The sequence below is a fragment of the Lebetimonas natsushimae genome, from assembly GCF_002335445.1.
GTDB classification, from domain to species: Bacteria; Campylobacterota; Campylobacteria; order Campylobacterales; family Nautiliaceae; genus Lebetimonas; species Lebetimonas natsushimae.
On sequence record NZ_BDME01000002.1, the window covers coordinates 1 to 17,291 of the forward strand.

General features: G+C 25.2%; 16 protein-coding genes. 6 read left to right on the top strand and 10 right to left on the bottom strand.

The features are described from left to right. Nucleotides 1–448 precede the first annotated feature (448 nt). Entirely contained in the window at nucleotides 449–1,441 is a 993-nt protein-coding gene (locus LNAT_RS04500; RefSeq protein WP_096258800.1) for a HupE/UreJ family protein, read from the bottom strand. A 69-nt stretch (nucleotides 1,442–1,510) separates the two neighbouring features. Here LNAT_RS04500 and pseB point away from each other — a divergent pair, with 69 nt between their 5' ends. The 6 genes from pseB to pseI are packed head-to-tail and all read left to right on the top strand — an operon-like array spanning nucleotide 1,511 to nucleotide 6,949. Then, nucleotides 1,511–2,503, top strand: a complete 993-nt coding sequence (pseB, locus tag LNAT_RS04505) for a UDP-N-acetylglucosamine 4,6-dehydratase (inverting) (protein WP_096258801.1) — start codon at nucleotides 1,511–1,513, stop codon at nucleotides 2,501–2,503. Next, nucleotides 2,500–3,687 carry a UDP-4-amino-4,6-dideoxy-N-acetyl-beta-L-altrosamine transaminase gene (gene pseC / locus LNAT_RS04510; RefSeq protein ID WP_096258803.1) on the top strand — a complete coding sequence of 396 codons (1,188 nt, stop codon included), beginning with the start codon at nucleotides 2,500–2,502 and terminating at the stop codon, nucleotides 3,685–3,687. Before pseB ends, pseC begins: the two co-directional genes overlap by 4 nt. Further along, the gene (locus LNAT_RS04515; RefSeq protein WP_096258805.1) at nucleotides 3,684–4,433 is read left to right on the top strand and encodes a WbqC family protein; all 750 of its coding nucleotides are present in this window, start codon (nucleotides 3,684–3,686) and stop codon (nucleotides 4,431–4,433) included. Before pseC ends, LNAT_RS04515 begins: the two co-directional genes overlap by 4 nt. After that, nucleotides 4,430–5,116: a pseudaminic acid cytidylyltransferase gene (gene pseF, locus LNAT_RS04520; protein WP_096258807.1), complete on the top strand. Its 687-nt coding sequence runs from the start codon at nucleotides 4,430–4,432 to the stop codon at nucleotides 5,114–5,116. The genes LNAT_RS04515 and pseF overlap by 4 nt, the downstream gene beginning before the upstream one ends. Beyond that, nucleotides 5,097–5,930, top strand: a complete 834-nt coding sequence (locus LNAT_RS04525; RefSeq protein ID WP_096258809.1) for a UDP-2,4-diacetamido-2,4,6-trideoxy-beta-L-altropyranose hydrolase — start codon at nucleotides 5,097–5,099, stop codon at nucleotides 5,928–5,930. The genes pseF and LNAT_RS04525 overlap by 20 nt, the downstream gene beginning before the upstream one ends. Continuing rightward, a complete protein-coding gene (pseI, locus tag LNAT_RS04530; protein ID WP_096258810.1) occupies nucleotides 5,927–6,949 on the top strand; it encodes a pseudaminic acid synthase in 1,023 nt (340 codons plus the stop codon). The genes LNAT_RS04525 and pseI overlap by 4 nt, the downstream gene beginning before the upstream one ends. Here pseI and LNAT_RS04535 read toward each other — a convergent pair. From LNAT_RS04535 to LNAT_RS04575, 9 genes are read right to left on the bottom strand one after another with little or no spacing between them, the layout of a single operon-like run. Further along, complete coding sequence (locus LNAT_RS04535) at nucleotides 6,946–8,031, bottom strand: DegT/DnrJ/EryC1/StrS family aminotransferase (RefSeq protein ID WP_096258812.1); 1,086 nt, start codon at nucleotides 8,029–8,031, stop codon at nucleotides 6,946–6,948. The genes pseI and LNAT_RS04535 overlap by 4 nt on opposite strands. Before the next feature lies 1 nt (nucleotide 8,032). Beyond that, a complete protein-coding gene (locus LNAT_RS04540; RefSeq protein ID WP_096258813.1) occupies nucleotides 8,033–8,986 on the bottom strand; it encodes a Gfo/Idh/MocA family protein in 954 nt (317 codons plus the stop codon). Between the two features lie 50 nt (nucleotides 8,987–9,036). Continuing rightward, nucleotides 9,037–9,495, bottom strand: coding sequence for an acyltransferase (locus tag LNAT_RS04545; protein ID WP_096258815.1), 459 nt, complete (start codon nucleotides 9,493–9,495; stop codon nucleotides 9,037–9,039). Continuing rightward, on the bottom strand, nucleotides 9,476–10,534 hold the full coding sequence (locus LNAT_RS04550) for a DUF354 domain-containing protein (RefSeq protein WP_096258817.1): 1,059 nt from the start codon (nucleotides 10,532–10,534) through the stop codon (nucleotides 9,476–9,478). Before LNAT_RS04550 ends, LNAT_RS04545 begins: the two co-directional genes overlap by 20 nt. After that, the gene (locus LNAT_RS04555) at nucleotides 10,531–11,544 is read right to left on the bottom strand and encodes a Gfo/Idh/MocA family protein (protein ID WP_096258819.1); all 1,014 of its coding nucleotides are present in this window, start codon (nucleotides 11,542–11,544) and stop codon (nucleotides 10,531–10,533) included. The genes LNAT_RS04550 and LNAT_RS04555 overlap by 4 nt, the downstream gene beginning before the upstream one ends. Before the next feature lie 32 nt (nucleotides 11,545–11,576). Beyond that, entirely contained in the window at nucleotides 11,577–12,716 is a 1,140-nt protein-coding gene (rffA, locus tag LNAT_RS04560) for a dTDP-4-amino-4,6-dideoxygalactose transaminase (RefSeq protein ID WP_096258821.1), read from the bottom strand. Further along, nucleotides 12,717–13,895, bottom strand: coding sequence for an ATP-grasp domain-containing protein (locus tag LNAT_RS04565; protein ID WP_096258823.1), 1,179 nt, complete (start codon nucleotides 13,893–13,895; stop codon nucleotides 12,717–12,719). Then, complete coding sequence (locus tag LNAT_RS04570; protein ID WP_172413503.1) at nucleotides 13,892–16,195, bottom strand: glycosyltransferase; 2,304 nt, start codon at nucleotides 16,193–16,195, stop codon at nucleotides 13,892–13,894. The genes LNAT_RS04565 and LNAT_RS04570 overlap by 4 nt, the downstream gene beginning before the upstream one ends. Then, complete coding sequence (locus LNAT_RS04575; protein ID WP_096258827.1) at nucleotides 16,192–17,286, bottom strand: Gfo/Idh/MocA family protein; 1,095 nt, start codon at nucleotides 17,284–17,286, stop codon at nucleotides 16,192–16,194. The genes LNAT_RS04570 and LNAT_RS04575 overlap by 4 nt, the downstream gene beginning before the upstream one ends. Between the last annotated feature and the right edge of the window lie 5 nt (nucleotides 17,287–17,291).

A 17,291-nucleotide genomic window follows, 5' to 3' on the forward strand; every position in this document is an offset into this window, starting at 1 on the left:
ACCAGGAAGTTAAGCCCTCCAGCGCTGATGATACTGCACCTTTCGGGTGTGGGAAAGTAGGTCCCCGCTAAGCTTTTATATGTTAACTTTATTATTAATTAAAGGTGTCTGGCGCTATTTGTTTCATTTGTCTTTTTTCTTTTATCTTTTTATTATTTCTTCGTTGCTCTTATGCTGGTTTTTTTCTATTTAATTTTATATTCATAATAAATATGTGTCTTTTTCAGATATTTTCTTCACTCATTTTCTTTTTTAATTAACAATTGTTTTATGTATTAAAATTTACAATTCTTTTTATATTAATCTTTTTAAAGGATTGCATATTAAATTTTATTTTATAACAAGTAAAATATTTAATGAAGAATAGAATGAATTAAAAATAGTAAATTATAAAATCCTTTTTATTTTAAATTATTATTAATTTATATTTTTATTATATAAGTATTTATTAAAAAGGCATAAAATGTAAATTAAAAGTTCTATCTATTATCCATAATATTGAAAGAACAATTGTTATATAGATAATAAATTTAACAATTTTAGTTTTTCTTAAATAGAATAACGGAAGAAATATTAAACTTATTATACATATCTGACCTATTTCCACTCCCAAATTAAAACCAAATACAACTTTTGCAAAGTTTATACTTTGGACATTCATTTCTTTTAACGCATTTGCAAATCCAAATCCGTGTATAAATCCAAATAAAAAAGCAAGTAACCATTCTCTTTTAATCCAAAAGTATAAATTATTTAATGCTACAAAAAGAATGGTGCAGGCAATTAAAACTTCTATTAAATTTTCAGGAGGATTTACAATGTTGAACATACTAAGGCTTAGTGTAATGGAATGTGAAATTGTAAATGCTGTTGCAATTTCTATTATTTCTATTAAACTCTTTTTTAAGTTATAATTTTTCAATAAAACAGAAATAATAAGCATTAGTAAGAAAAATATATGATCTATCCCTTCCAAAATATGAAAAATTCCTTCTTTAAAAAAAGATAAAAACTCATTTTGTTGTTTTTTTAAAATATAAGAAGTTTTGTTGGGATTGAATACTATAAGTTTTGTTGAATTTTTTTCTATAATTTTCATTATTCCCTGCTGTGTTTTGTCTATATCAAAAAACATATTAAAAAATATTTTATTGATATTTTTACATTTTAATTTAAAATAATTATCTATTATAACTTCATTTTTTATTTTTGTAGAAACTGGCATAATTTTACAATTATTTATTTTTATATGTTTTAAAATATAAGATTGAATTTCTTTTTTAGAAATATTATCTTTATGTAAAGCTTTTTGAATATTAAAAATAGCAAATCTCATATATAAAGTAGGTATAGTTTTATTTAGATCTAGTGTCATTTTTGTAATATTAAGAGGATGGGCATTTAAAAAAATAAAAAATAATAATAGAATAATTTTTTTCATTATCTTTTTTTACATAATTTTAACATATTGAGGAATAGAAATTGCTTTTTTGATAAAAAAAGGTTTACTTTGTTTAACAATAAAAACATATTAATCACGGGTGGGACTGGAAGTTTTGGTAAAAAATATACCGAAATTATTTTAAAAAACTATTCTCCTAATAAAATAATCATCTATAGTAGAGATGAGCTAAAACAGTATGAAATGGCACAAGTTTTTAACGATAAATGTATGAGATATTTTATAGGTGATGTCAGGGATAAAAGCAGGCTTAAAAAAGCAATGGAAGGTGTGGATTATGTAATACACTCTGCAGCACTTAAACATGTACCGGTGGCTGAATATAATCCGATGGAATGTATAAAAACAAATATAAATGGTGCACAGAATGTAATAGAGTGTGCAATAGAAAATGAAGTGGAAAAAGTAATAGCTCTCTCAACTGATAAAGCGGCGGCTCCAATAAATTTATATGGTGCTACAAAGCTTGCAAGCGATAAACTTTTTATAGCTGCTAATAACTTGGTCGGGAAAAGAAAAACAAGGTTTTCAGTTGTAAGATACGGTAATGTAATAGGCTCACGCGGCAGTGTGGTGCCTTTTTTTGTAAAGTTGATAAAAGAAGGTAGAAAAAAACTTCCTATTACCCATAAAGATATGACAAGATTTTTAATTACCCTTGAACAGGGGGTGAATTTTGTTTTGAAAAATTTTGAAAGAATGCAGGGTGGAGAAATATTTGTACCAAAAATTCCCTCAATGAAGATGGTTGATCTTGCCAAATCTTTGTGTCCTGAATGTGAATTGGAGGAGATTGGAATCAGACCCGGTGAAAAACTTCATGAGGTAATGATTACAAAAGATGACAGATGCATTGAATTTGAGGATTATTTTGTAATAAAGCCAACAATTCAGTTTAATACTCCTGTTGATTACACTGTTAATAAATTGGGAGAAAAAGGAATAGAAAAAGAGATTGGATTTGAATACGCTTCTAATATTAATGACTGGTGGTTAAAAAAAGACGAGTTTTTAGAACTTTCAAAGGAATTTATAAAATGATACCTTATTCAAGACAGTTTATAGATGAAGATGATAAAAAGGCTGTTTTGGAAGTTTTAAATAGTGATTTTTTAACAACCGGTCCAAAAGTTAAAGAATTCGAAAATGCTATATGCGATTATACAGATGCTAAATATGCGATAGCAGTAAGTAACGGGACAGCTGCACTTCATATATCAAGTCTTATTTTACTTAATAAAGGAGATTTGGTTTTAACCACTCCTAATTCTTTTGTCGCTACAAGCAATTCTATTTTATATGCGGGGGCAAATCCTTTATTTGTTGATATTAAAGAAGATGGAAATATAGATTTAGATAAATGTATAGATATCATTAATCAGTTTGGAAGCAAGATAAAAGCGATTTTCTTAGTCCATTTTTCAGGAAATCCCGTTGATATGGAAAAATTGGCTTTTATCAGAAGAAAATATCCTGAAATTAAAATTTTAGAAGACGCCTCTCATGCAATCGGAGCGAAATATAAATGGAAAATCGATAATGAAAAGGGGAAAATTAGTAAAATTGGAGATTGTAAATTTAGTGATATTACCACTTTTTCATTTCATCCAGTAAAAAATATAACAACTGGAGAAGGCGGGGCTGTTCTTACAAATAATGAAGAGATTTATAAAAAGGCTCTTATTCTTAGAAATCACGGAATAATAAGAAGTGATTTTGAAAATGAAGATTTGGCGTATGATAAAAAAGGAAATTTAAATCCATGGTACTATGAAATGCAAGAACTAGGATTTAATTACCGAATTTCAGATATTCAGTGTGCACTTGGTATCAGTCAGCTTAAAAAACTGGATAAATTTATAGAAAAAAAGCATTTTTTAGCGAAAAGATATGATGAAGCTTTTGAAAATACAATAATAAAACCGCTTTATAAATTTAATGAATTTTCAGCTTATCATTTATATGTGGTAAGAGTTGATTTTAGTAGACTTAATATTACAAAAGCTGAATTTTTTTATAAATTAAGAGAAGATGGAATTTATCTACAGCTTCATTACATACCAATAAACAAACAGCCTTATTATAAAAAGCTGGGATATGGTAGTGAGAATCTGCCTCAAATGTATAAATATTATGAAGAGGCTTTTTCAATTCCTCTTTATTATTCTTTAAGTGAAAAAGAGCAAAATTATGTAATTAAAAAACTTTTTGAGGTTTTAAAGTGAAAATAGCAATTATGCAACCAACATATAATCCTTGGCTAGGGTATTTTGATTTGATGGATAAAGTAGATATATTTGTTTATTTAGATGATGTGAAATTAGTAAAAGGTAGCTGGCATGTAAGAAATAGAATTAAGGCTTCAAATAGTGAAATGTTTCTTACTATACCTATCAATATAAAAACAAGTAGCAAAAAGACTTTAATAAATAATGCTGAAATAAAAGAGACTAATTGGAGAAAAAAGCATATAAAATCTATTGAACAAAATTATAGAAAATCTAAATTTTATGATATTGTGTTTCCTTTTGTAAAGAAATTAATTTTAAATGATTTTAATGTTTTAGGAAATTTTAATATTAATTTTATTGAAAATATAAAAGAAATTATAGGAATAACAACTAAAACTATAAAAAGTTCTGAACTAAATGTTTTAGGACAAAAAGATGAAAGGTTAGTAAAAATATGTAAAAAGTTAAATGCAAATATTTATCTTTCACCACAAGGTTCTGCAGAGTATATTGAAGCTAAGACTCCCGGAGGTGAATTTATAAAAAATGGAATAAAACTTTTTTATCACAATTATGAGCATCCTATTTATAATCAATTATATGGTGAATTTTTACCATATATGGGAATAATTGATTTGCTTTTTAATGAAGGATTTGAAAATGCTCTTGAAATAATAAGAAGTGGTAGGAAAAAAGATTTTGATTATAAAGAATTTAGAAAAATTAAAGGTATAGAATGAATTTATGCATAATACCGGCAAGGGGAGGGAGTAAAAGGATTCCTAAGAAAAATATAAAGATTTTTTGTGGAGAGCCTTTAATCAGTTATTCTATAAAGAAAGCCAAAGATAGTAATTTATTTGAAAAAATTGTTGTTTCTACCGATAATAAAGAAATTGCTGAAATTTCTAAAATATATGGAGCTGAAATTTTATGGCGTCCAAAAGAACTTGCAGATGATTATGCAGGGAGCGATGAAGTTTTTGAACATGCAATAAATGAACTTAACAAAAACGGAAAATATAAATATGCCTGTATGATATATCCAACAGCCCCAATGCTCGAAATAAAATATTTAAAAGAAGCTTATGAAAAATTAAAAAACAGTGATGCCTGTTATGCATTTAGTGCTACAACTTTTGATTATCCAATATGGAGGAGTTTTAGAATTACAAATAATAGATGTGAAATGTTTTGGCCTGAAAATTATTCTAAAAGAAGTCAGGATTTAGAAGAAGCATATCATGATGCAGGACAGTTTTATTGGAAAAAATTAAGATGTAAAAGTAATGAAATATTTTTTGGAAAAGATTCTATTCCCATAATAATACCAAGATATTTAGTCCAGGATATTGATACTATAGAGGATTTTATAAGGGCTGAGCTTATGTATAAGGTTTACTGTGACAATTTTAAGAGTTGATTTTTCAAGTGAGATAGGGCTTGGTCATTTAAAAAGGATAGAAGTATTTGTCCAAAGATATAATATAGAAAATCCTTTGATTGTTTGTAAAAAGTGTGATGAAAATCTAACAAAATTATCAACTCTGAAAGTATCTTCGGAAGAAGAGTTTTTTAAACAGGTAAAAAAAATTAATCCCGAATGGGTTATTATTGATAACTATAATTTTACTTATGAAAATGAAAAAGAATTTAAAAAATTATTTCCCCAAATAAAACTTTCTGTGTTTGATGATTTTTATGCAAAACATTTTTGTGACGAAGTTTTAAATCATAATTTAGGAGTAAAAATAGAAAAATATGAAAAACCAGAAATTGTAAAAATTATAAAACCATTAATCAGAAAAGAATTTTTTGTTGCTAAAAAAAAGAGATTAAAAAAAGAGGGTATTTTTATTTCACTAGGGGGAAGTGATGCTAAAGAATTAACGTTAAAAATTTTAAAAATTTTAAAAATTAAAAAACTTACTGTAAATTTGTATATCACTTCTGCAAATAAAAATATAGAAAAAATAAAAAAATTTTGTAAAGTAAACAAATGGGTCAAACTTCATATAAATGAGGACGTTGCAATGGGCATGTCGAAAAGTAAATTTGGAATAATTACGCCAAGTGGAATTAGTTATGAGGCGCTTTTTATGAATTTACCTTTTGTTGCAATTGAAGTTGCCGATAATCAAAAAGAACTTGTAAAATATTTAAAAAGAAAACATATTAAAATTTTAAAACCGAATGAAATAAGAAAAATTTTATATTTAATTAAAGGAAAAATATGAAAATAGGAAAAATTGATACCCAAAAAAAAGTTTTTATAATAGCAGAACTTTCAGCAAATCATGATCATTCCTTACAAACAGCAAAAGATACAGTTTATGCAGCAAAAGAATCAGGGGCTGATGCCATTAAACTTCAGACATATACACCTGATTGGATGACAATAAACTCTAAAAAAAACGATTTTTTAATTAAAGGTGGGACTTTATGGGATGGTAAAAATTTATATGAATTATATAAAGAGGCAATGACTCCTCTCGAATGGCATGAAGAACTTTTTAATTATGCAAGAAGTTTGAATTTGGAAATATTCAGCTCTCCTTTTAGTAAAGAGGCGGTTGATTTTTTGGAACAGTTTAATCCATCTGCTTATAAAATAGCATCATTTGAAATAACTGATTATGAATTAGTGGAATATGCTGCGAGTAAAGGTAAGCCTATAATTGTTTCAACCGGAATCGCTGAATTTGAAGATATTCAAAATGCAGTTGATATGGCTCAAAAATATAATATTGATATAGCTTTGCTTAAATGTACTTCTGCATATCCTGCACCAAGAAGCGAAGTAAATTTAAAAACTATTCCTGCTTTAAAAGAAATTTTTGATGTTATTGTCGGATTTTCAGACCATACCCTTGGTATTTCAGCACCGGTTGCTGCGGTTACGCTTGGGGCCAGGATAGTTGAGAAGCATTTTATTTTGGATAAATCTATTGATTCGCCTGATAAAGAATTTAGTCTGACTCCAAAAGAATTTAGAGAAATGGTAAAAGCCATAAGGGAAGTTGAAGAGATGATAGGAGTTGTCGATTTTAAGCCTAAAAAAGGAAAAGAATTTGCAAGAAGTTTATATGTTGTAAAGGATATAAAAAAAGGTGAAAGGTTTACAAAAGATAATATTCGTGCAATTAGGCCAGGATACGGGCTTCATCCAAAATATCTGCCTCAAATTCTTGGAAAAAAAGCCTGCAAAGATTTGGAAAGAGGGGAAAGACTTACTTGGGAAATGATAGGAGATTAATATTTATTGATAGTTTCAATTATAAAATCGACTTCTTCTTTTTCTAAATGTTCTCCTATTGGAATTGAAACTAAATATTTATTTTCTTTGCATGCTTTATAATTTGTACAGTCAAAATTTAAATATTTGTAGGCTTTTAGTTTAGGTAATGCTATAGGATAATGAATACCAGTTTGAATATTGTTCTTTTTCATATAATTAATAAATTCTTTTCGATTTTCAACTTGTATTACAAAAAGATGCCAAGCGTGTTTTATATTATTTATTACTTTGGGAAGTTTTATTTTAGGATTTTTGATTTCATTTAAATATCTTTTGGCAATTTGATTTCTTTTTTCAATCCAGTTATCTAAATATTTTAGTTTTACATTTAAAACTGCAGCCTGAATTCCATCAAGACGAGAATTTCTACCCTCAAATTCATGTAAATATTTTTCACTTCTTCCATGGTTTGAATACATTCTTATTTTTTTTGCTAAATCTTCATTATTTGTAACAATACAGCCGCCATCTCCATAGGCTCCAAGATTTTTTCCAGGATAAAAACTAAATGTAGCTACATCGCTAAAATTTCCAACTTTAATGCCGTCTAATTCAGCTCCGTGAGCTTGGGCACAGTCTTCAATGACTTTTAAATTATGTTTTTTAGCAATTTCTTGAATTTTTTTCATATTTGCAGGATGTCCGTATAAATGAACAGCAATTATTGCTGAGGTGTTTTTGGTAATATTTTCTTCAACTGATTTAGTATTAATTTGATAATATTTATTGCAATCTACAAATTTAACTCTTAAGTTATTTCTGGTAACAGACTCGGCCGTTGCTATAAAAGTATTAGCTGGGATCAAAACCTCCGAATTTTTTGGTAAATTAAGAGCCCATAAAGCAATTTCAAGTGCATCTGTTCCGTTTCCTACACCGAGTGCATGCTTAATTCCAATATATTTAGCAAAATTTTGTTCAAATTCTTGCGTATATTTTCCACCTACAAACGCGGAATCTTCAATTACTTTAAAAATGGCATTATCAATTTCATTTTTTATTGTATTATATTGTTTTTTTAGATCCAAAAATTTAATCATTTTACACCTTGCTTATAATTTCTAATGCTTCAATAACAGGTAAAATAGATTTTTTATCTGTTATTGGAGTTTTATTATTTTTTACACAATCTATAAAATGGCTTATTGCATTTGATAAACTCATTTTATTTGGTAAATTTGGTATTTCTATATCGCCATAATTATATTTTACTAAATATTTCATTGCTTCGTATTTACTTGTTTCAAGCATTACTCCAGCATTAAAGAGTTTTATTTTTTTCTCTGCTGTATCATCGTATAAAGCCGTTTTTTTTGTCCCCCCAATTATCATTTCTCTAACTTTAACAGGACTTAGCCAAGAAACATTTATTCCTATTAAAATATCGTTTTTTAATTCTAAATTTATGTTTGCAATTGCTTCATTTGGAAAATTTTTATATTTTTTCTTAAATACATTAACTTTTTTTATATCTAATCCTACTAAATAATCAATTATGCTTAAATCATGTACTGCCAAATCCCAAATAACATCAGTTGCATATTGAAAGAGTCCAAGATTTATTCTTCTTGAATTTATATAAAAAATGTCTCCAAAAGAAGCTAGATTGTTTTTTAAAAATTTTACAGGCTCAGAATAAATGAAAACATGATCTACCATATATTTTAGATTTTTCTTTTCAGCAATTTCAATTAATTCGTAAGCTTCTTTTAGATTTAATGTAAAAGGTTTTTCTACAAAAATATGGGTATTAAATTCAAGTGCTTTTTTTGCTATTATATAATGAGTTGATGGAGGGGTTGCTATAAAAACAATATTAGAATTTTTTAAAATTTCTTCTAAAGAAGAATATTCTTTGAATTTATAAAGTTTTTTAGCTTCATTTATTTGATTTTTGTCCAAATCAAAAATTGTTTCTATTTTAATATCTAATTCTTTTAAAGTCCTCGCAATGTTTCTTCCCCAATAACCGTAACCTATGAGAGATATTTTCATGTTTTCTCCTAAAATAACAACTACTTATTTCAGAATCTTTAAAAGATTCTTTATAAATTCCTTATTTTTTTTGCAGGATTTCCTGCATATATGCCACTTTCTGTTATATCTTTTGTAACTACACTTCCTGCGCCTATTACTACATTTGAACAGATTTTAACAGGTAAAATTGTTGCATTACTTCCAATTGATACATTATCTTCAATAATGGTTTTTTTCCATAATTTAGGATCTCCTGCAGGTTTTCCTTCTTTAAATAAATCGTTTACAAACATTACTCCATGACCAACAAAACAATTTTTTCCAATAGTCACTAATTCGCAGATAAAGCTGTGAGATTGAATTCTCGTATTTTTACCTATTTTTACACCTTTTTGAATTTCACAAAAAGGGCCAACAAACACATTATCTTCTAAAATACATTCATAAAGATTTGAAGGCTCTATTATTGTAACATTTTCTCCGATAATAATGTCTCTTATTTGAGAATTATATACATTTATTTTCATAAAATTCCTTTATTTGATTCGCAATTTTTTCTAAACTGCATTTTTCTTTACAAAAATATTTTTTATTATTAAATTTTTTATTGATATTTTTTTTAATATATTTATAAGCCTCATTTATATCATTTGTCCAAAACATTAAATTATTATCTATTAAATATTTATCATGAATAAGCCAAATGGATCTCATTGAAATAGTAGGAATTCCATAATAAACCGCTTCAAGTGTCATAGTCCCACCGCCACCAATAAAAAAATCTATAAAAGGATAAAATTCTTCAGGTTTTAATTTTTCTTCAATCGTATAAGCAAAAGGAAATTCTTTTTTTAAATAATCACTTTCGTATCGTGGAATAATTACAATATTAAAATTTTCATTCTGTAGTTGTTTAATTAAATTATAAATAAAATCTTTTTTTTCTTTTACATAATGGGCTTTATATTCTTCTTCTCTTATTAATATTGTAGGTTTATTTTTAGGAATATTGAATTTATCTCTAAAATCATTTTTTTCTTCTTTTTTTATCTCTTTCATCCATAAACATATATCAATAAAATTATAACTTATTGCATTTTTGGCACAAATAAATAACTCTTTTGGTAATACAAAAGGATAATATACTATATCGCTAAATGGAATTGTAAGTCTCGAAACAGGTGTTAAATCATTATGTATTGTTTTATAATTCGGTTGTAGGGAAATTGGAGTATCATTAAAATTTATAATTTTTATACCTAAGCCATAAGCCAATTGAGTACTGTCAACTACACTTCCACTAATTAGTAATTTAGGATAACCTATTTTTTCAAATAAATCTAAAAATGCTTTTTGTCTTTTTGTTCTTGCTAAAAATTTTTCTTTTTTACTACTTCCACCATAATTTCCTGTTAAATAGTATTCTAAATTATAATTATCTAAAATTTCTTTTACTTCTATATAATTTGCAGAATATCTTGCAGTAATTAATACATCATTTAAATATGGGATTAATCTTGCAAAAAAATGAGCATATTTTGGAGTTGCAATATCAATCCAAATCATTTACCAATCTTTGCTTTTTCCAATTTTAAATTATCAATAAAAATTTCTTTATTGGTTGCAATGCTTTCATACATTGCATTCATAACTTTAATGGATTTTATTCCCTCTTCCATTTCACATATACCTTTTTTATTATCTTCAATTGATTCAATAACATCTTTATAAAATTCCATGTGTCCAAATCCATAAACATTTTCAGGATTTTGAGAATATTTTTTTATATCTATTTGTTCATCTAGTTCCCATTTTACAATTTTATTAGCCGCAAATCCACCGATTTCCACCATTCCTTTATTTCCAAGCAATGAAATACTGCCTTCAATATCTTTTGGTCTTGTAGCGGTTGTAGCTTCAAATGTACCAACAGCTCCATTTTTAAATTTTAATGTAGCGACCGCAGTATCTTCTGTTTCAATTTTTGCAAAAGCATTAATACTTTTAGCATACACACTTTCTATATCTCCCACAAGATAAATTAATAAATCCAAATGATGTATCGCTTGATTTGAAATTACACCTCCATCATATTCCCAAGTTCCTCTCCAGTTGTCCATATTGTAATATTCTTGTGTTCTTGACCATCTAACTCTTGTCGTGGCTAAAAAAATTTTACCTAATTTATTTTTACTTTCTTTGATTTTTTTTATGGGTAAGTTAAAACGGTTTTGTTTTACAGTAAAAAGTTTTGTACCCACTTTTTTAGCTAGTTTTACTAAATTTTCAGCTTCAAAATATCTTAAGGTCATTGGTTTTTCTATTATTAAGTGTTTTTTATGTTCTATTACATCAAGAGCATGTTTATAATGCATTCCACTTGGAGTTAAAATTGAAACAATATCTATTTTTTCTTTTTTGAGCATTTCATTATAATCTTTATAATAAGGAACTCCTATTTTTTTTGCTTTGTTTAAGTCAATATCACAAACTGCAACTAAATTCAAATTATTTTTTTTAATAGCTTCTATATGTTTTTTACTAATACGACCACAGCCTATTAATGCAATATTCATTAGTTAATGCCTTATTTATTTAAATATTAAAATTATATAAAAAATTTTTTAATAGTATTGATTATATATGATATTTCTTTTTCTTTTAATCCATAAAATAAGGGTAATCTAATAATTTTTTCACTTTCTTTTGTAGTATATATATCTTTTCCTCCAAATTTACCGTATTTTTTACCTGCAGGAGAAGAATGTAGAGGTATGTAATGAAAAGTAGCAAAAATCCCTCTTTCTTTAAAAAATTTTAAAAGTTTTGTTCTGATTTTTAAATCTTTAGTCTTAATATAAAACATATGGGCATTATGATTACATTCTTTTGGGACAATAGGTAACTGAATATAACCTTTTTTTTCCAATTCTTTTAATCCGTCATAATATTTTTGCCAAATTTTTAATCTATAATTATTTATTTCATTAGCTTTTTCAAGCTGGGCATATAAATATGCAGCACTAATTTCATTCATTAAATAACTACTTCCAATATCGATCCAGGTATATTTATCAACTTCACCTCTAAAAAATGCATTTCTATTTGTTCCTTTTTCTCTAATAATTTCAGCTCTTTTTATAAATTTTTCGTCATTGATAATTAAAAGTCCACCTTCTCCTCCACTTGTATAATTTTTTGTTTCATGAAAACTATAACACCCTAAGTGCCCAATTGTTCCCAGAGGTTTATTTTTATAATTACTCATCATTCCCTGAGCTGCATCTTCTATTACAAACAAATTATATTTATCAGCAATTTTCATTATAATATCCATTTCACAACCAACTCCAGCATAATGAACAGGTACTATAGCTTTCGTTTTTTCTGTAATTGATGCCTCTATTTTAGTTTCATCTATATTCATAGTATCAGGTCTAATATCAACAAAGACTATTTTTGCGCCTCTTAATACAAAAGCATTGGCAGTAGAAACAAAAGTATATGATGGTATAATAACTTCATCGCCGGGTTTTATATCTATGAGAATTGCGGCCATTTCAAGTGCATGAGTGCATGATGGAGTTAATAAAGCTTTTTTACATTTAAGCTTTTCCTCAAACCATTTTTGACACTTTTTAGAAAATTTCCCATCTCCAGAAATTTTATTACTTTTTATAGCTTCTAAAATATATTTATCTTCGTTTCCTGTATAGCAAGGTTTATTAAATGGTATTTGATAGCTCATTTATTTTACTTTTAATTTTATTAAGTCATAAATTATATTAATTTTTTCTTTCATTTCTTCTTTTGTTTTATATTTTAAAAACACTATTCCAGCTTTATATGTTAAATAATCGTTAATAATATCCCCTTTTTTACCCCATATGAATTTTTTTATTATATTTTTTTTTATGGTTTTATCAAATATAATATCTGCTAATATTCCATTTTTATTAGTCATTAAACAATGGCGAGTAATTAAATTATTATTTTTATTTACTGGATTATTAATTTTTTTGCCTATAAAACTTTTTAAAATTAATTCAGCGTAATTTATATCTGTTGCATATTCAACTAATTCAAGATATAAATCGCCAGGAATTCTCCTACAAACTTCTATTATATAGATTTCGTCATTTTTTAAAATAAACTGAGTATGAATAATTCCATCTTTTAAGTTTAATAATTTTGCAATTTTTTCAATATTGGTAATTAATTGTCTTGTTATTTTGCGGTTTATTGTTAAAGAAGTAGAAGCCCCTGCTACTAAATATTTATTTTTATAATAATATTCATCATCACAAAAATAAAAAATTATTTTTTTGTTTTTTATAATAGCTGTAAAACCATGATTTGTACCTTCAATAAATTCTTCAATAATAATTCTTTTTGCTTTTGATTTGTTAAAAGCTTCTTCTAAAGATTTTTTAATTTCTTTTATATTAAATTTATCAATTTTTGTAACACCTTTTCCACCACTTAGATCTACAGGTTTTATTATTATAGGGAATTTGAAATTTTTTATTTCATTTATTGCTGAATTAAAATTAGAAAAACCTTTTGCTTTTGGAATAGGTATATTGTTTTCATTTGCAAATTTTTTAAAAAGATCTTTATTATGAATAATTTGAGAAACTTTATAATTATCAAAATTGCCTATATTTAATTTATCTGAAATATATGAAGCCGATAAAGCTGCAAAATCATTACTTCCAGGACATATCTCATCTATTTTTAAATTTTTAACTAAATTTAACATAGCTTCTTTATTGGAGTAATCTTCTTTTATATATTTATCAGAAAATTTATGTCCGATATCGGTTTCTTTGTTACCGGTTGTAATAACAAAATAACCTAATTCTTTTGCTACTTGAATTATAGGAATTTCAGCATGACTTCCACCCAAAATTAACATTTTTTTCATATGATAACTTTTTCAATTAATCTATTTTTATTTATTCCCAATTTATTAAATTTTTTTATAATTAAAGGCGTATTTTGAGAAGCTGAAATAATTATTGGATAATTGTCGTCTACTAACTTATTTGAACTATAAACGGGATATCCGAAAAAATTTTTACCAATTTTTGATGAAGTGTCATCAACAATATATGCTATTTCTGTTTTTTTTATCAAATATGAATTTGTTAATAATTGTTTTGTTTGTACTCCTGCTCCCCATATAATTACTTTTTTATATAAATTAGGGTTGAATAAAAACTCATCATAACCATAGTTTTTTAATTTTTTAATTAATTCATTATATTTATTATCATCAATTTTTAATCGTTGTCTTAAAAGATCATCTAAAAATACTATATTAGCTCCATGTTGTTTTAATAGAGTATATAAAATAATTATAGCTACAATCGAATCAATATCAACAATTTCTTTTTTAAAATTAAAACTAATTTGAAAGTTATTTTTTATTAAATTATATTTATTTATTAAGTTTACAAAATTTTTTATATTATTTAAATCTTTGTTTTCATCTAGGATGATATATTTTATAGTTATATTTCCATCGTTATCGCATTTACTATATTTTTGTAAATTATTAAAAATTTTATAAAAAGATTTACTATTTCTAATATAAAAAAATGTTTTTTCTATTCCAGCATCAATGCTTGTAGTAATTCGTATTTTATTTTCTTTTAGAAAATTACAAATTTCTGGTACATATTTAGTTGCATTTGTGATAATTATTGGTTTAATTTTAGGAAATTTTTTTATAATAAAATTTAAAATTTCTAAAAAATTTTTATCTAATGTAGGCTCTCCACCGCCCCAAACTATTGATTTTATCTTTTTTAAAGAATTATTTTCATATAGTCCTTGTATTAATTGTTTAACATTATATTTTGGTTTTTCTCCACCGTAATAAATTTCACTGCAATATATACATTTCATATTACAAATTGAATGATATTCTAATGATAAATGTTCAACATTTAATTTATCAATATATCCCCACTCTTTAAATTCTAAAAATGGGCAATTTTTACATTCTTCAGCTTCATCTCGATTTATTTTATAATATAAATTTTGTTTAGCTTTTAAAATATTCTCAGGAGTAATATTTTCTTTGTTTGCATTTAATAAGACAATATCCCCTTTCATTTTTCCATTATCAAAAAATCTTTTACAGCATGTTCTTATTTCATTGTAAGATAAAAATAATGAATTATGCAGGTCATAACAACTCCAACTTTTTTTAGAAATATCTTTTAGAAATTTATTTATTTTTGTTATTTGCTTATCAATGTTATTTAAAAAATAATTTACAATCATAAAATATTTTGTATTTTTGTGTATTGTTTGTATTTTCTTTTTCAAATTTATAGATAATAAAGATTCAACTTGCAGTATTTTTTCATATAAATATTTATAAAGTTTTATTTGTTCTGTTTCTTTAACACAATTTCTGTATATATTTAAAATTTCTACTGCTATTATATTAATTATGCCTATAATATAATGTTTTTTTATATTTTGTGAAAAAATTTTTTCTTTTTTTAGAAATTCATATATTTTTATAAATGATTTAAAATAGTCATCAATATGTTTTTTTGAAATTGTATTAATAATAGAGTTGCTTCTATTGAACTTTTTGTATATTTTTTTATCTAAAATATGTATTTTTTGCGCTTTTACATATGCTTGAAATATAAAATAAATATCTTCATGATATCCATTTTCAAATTTAATGTTATTGTACTTTAATAAATAGGTTGGAAATAATGTATAAATAACTGATCCATCCATACCCAATGAGATAAAATCTTTAATTAATTCAATTTTTTCTTTTTTTAAACTATTAAAATCATATCGTCCTTCAAATTTTTGAATATTTTTATTAATAAATTTCCAATTATAAGCAATAATATCGTTATTTTTTAGATTATTTTCTTTTATAAAATTATGTAATTCAGAAATAGCAAAATTTTCTAATTCATCGTCACTGTCTAAAAATAATATCCAATCTCCTTCAGATTTTTCTATTCCAATATTTCTTGCAATACCAGGACCTGAATTTATGTTGGTTTTATAAATTTTTATTCTATAATCTTTTATATTTTTTACTATATTTAAAGTATTATCGATTGAACAATCATCAACTATTATTATTTCTAAGTTATTATATGTTTGATTTAAAACACTAATTATACTTCTAGCAATAGTTTTTTCAGAATTATATGTTGGAATAATTATAGAAAATTTCATTGTATATTTTCCCATTTTTTATTTTTACTTGATTTATTCATAGCAGTTAATAATTTAAGCCCTTCAATAGCTTCCTCTATTCCAAAAACATATTCGTTCAATTGATTATGTAATATTGAATCATAAATATCGCAATAATAATTTGCAAAAGCTTCTATAAATCCAATAGGATGACCTGCTTTGAATCTGTTGTATCTCTTTTTTTTAGAAATTATTGCATTTGGACTTTCTCTATCAATAATAAATTTATTTCCTGTATTATCGCAAAAATATAAATTTTCAGGTTTCATTTGATACCATGTTGCAGAACCTTTTTCTCCATATACCCTTACTTTTAGACCATTTCTATGACCAATAGCTGATTTACTAAACCAAATATTTGAAACGACATTACCAGTATAATTAATTATAGCTATAGTATTATCTATAACATTAAAATTGCCGAAGTTATTATTAATTGCAATAATTTCTAAAGGTTTTTCTTCTATTAAAAAATATATAATATTGTGTATATGACTTGCTAAATCTAAATATATTGTAGGTAAAATATAATCTTTAAGGCGCCAATCTTGAGGGTTTTTATTTAATTTAATAAAACTTTCTTGAGGCATTTCGATATGTATTTGATTAATTTTGCCTAATTTATTATTTTTTATCATATGTTTTAATTCTCGTAACATTGGATAACCAGTATAATTATATATTACAGCTAAAAAACCATTATTTCTTTTTAAAGCTTTTTTTATTTCTGATGCTTCTTCCACTGATAAAGCAATAGCTTTTTCACAAATTACTTTTATGTTATTATCTAAACATTTTATTATTTCATTTTTGTGGTTTGGTATTGGAGTTAATATTGATATTGCATCAATATTATTTTTTTCATATTTAATTAACTCTTCTAAACTGTTATAACATCTCTTAATATCAATATCATAAATTTTTGCTGTTTGTAAATTTATTTTTTCATTTTTACTAAAGCATCCTGCTACCAATTCAAATTTTTTATCCATTTCAACTGCAATTCTGTGAACTTGACCTACTGCTGAATTTATGCCTCCTCCTAAAAATGCTATTTTTAATTTTTTCATACATT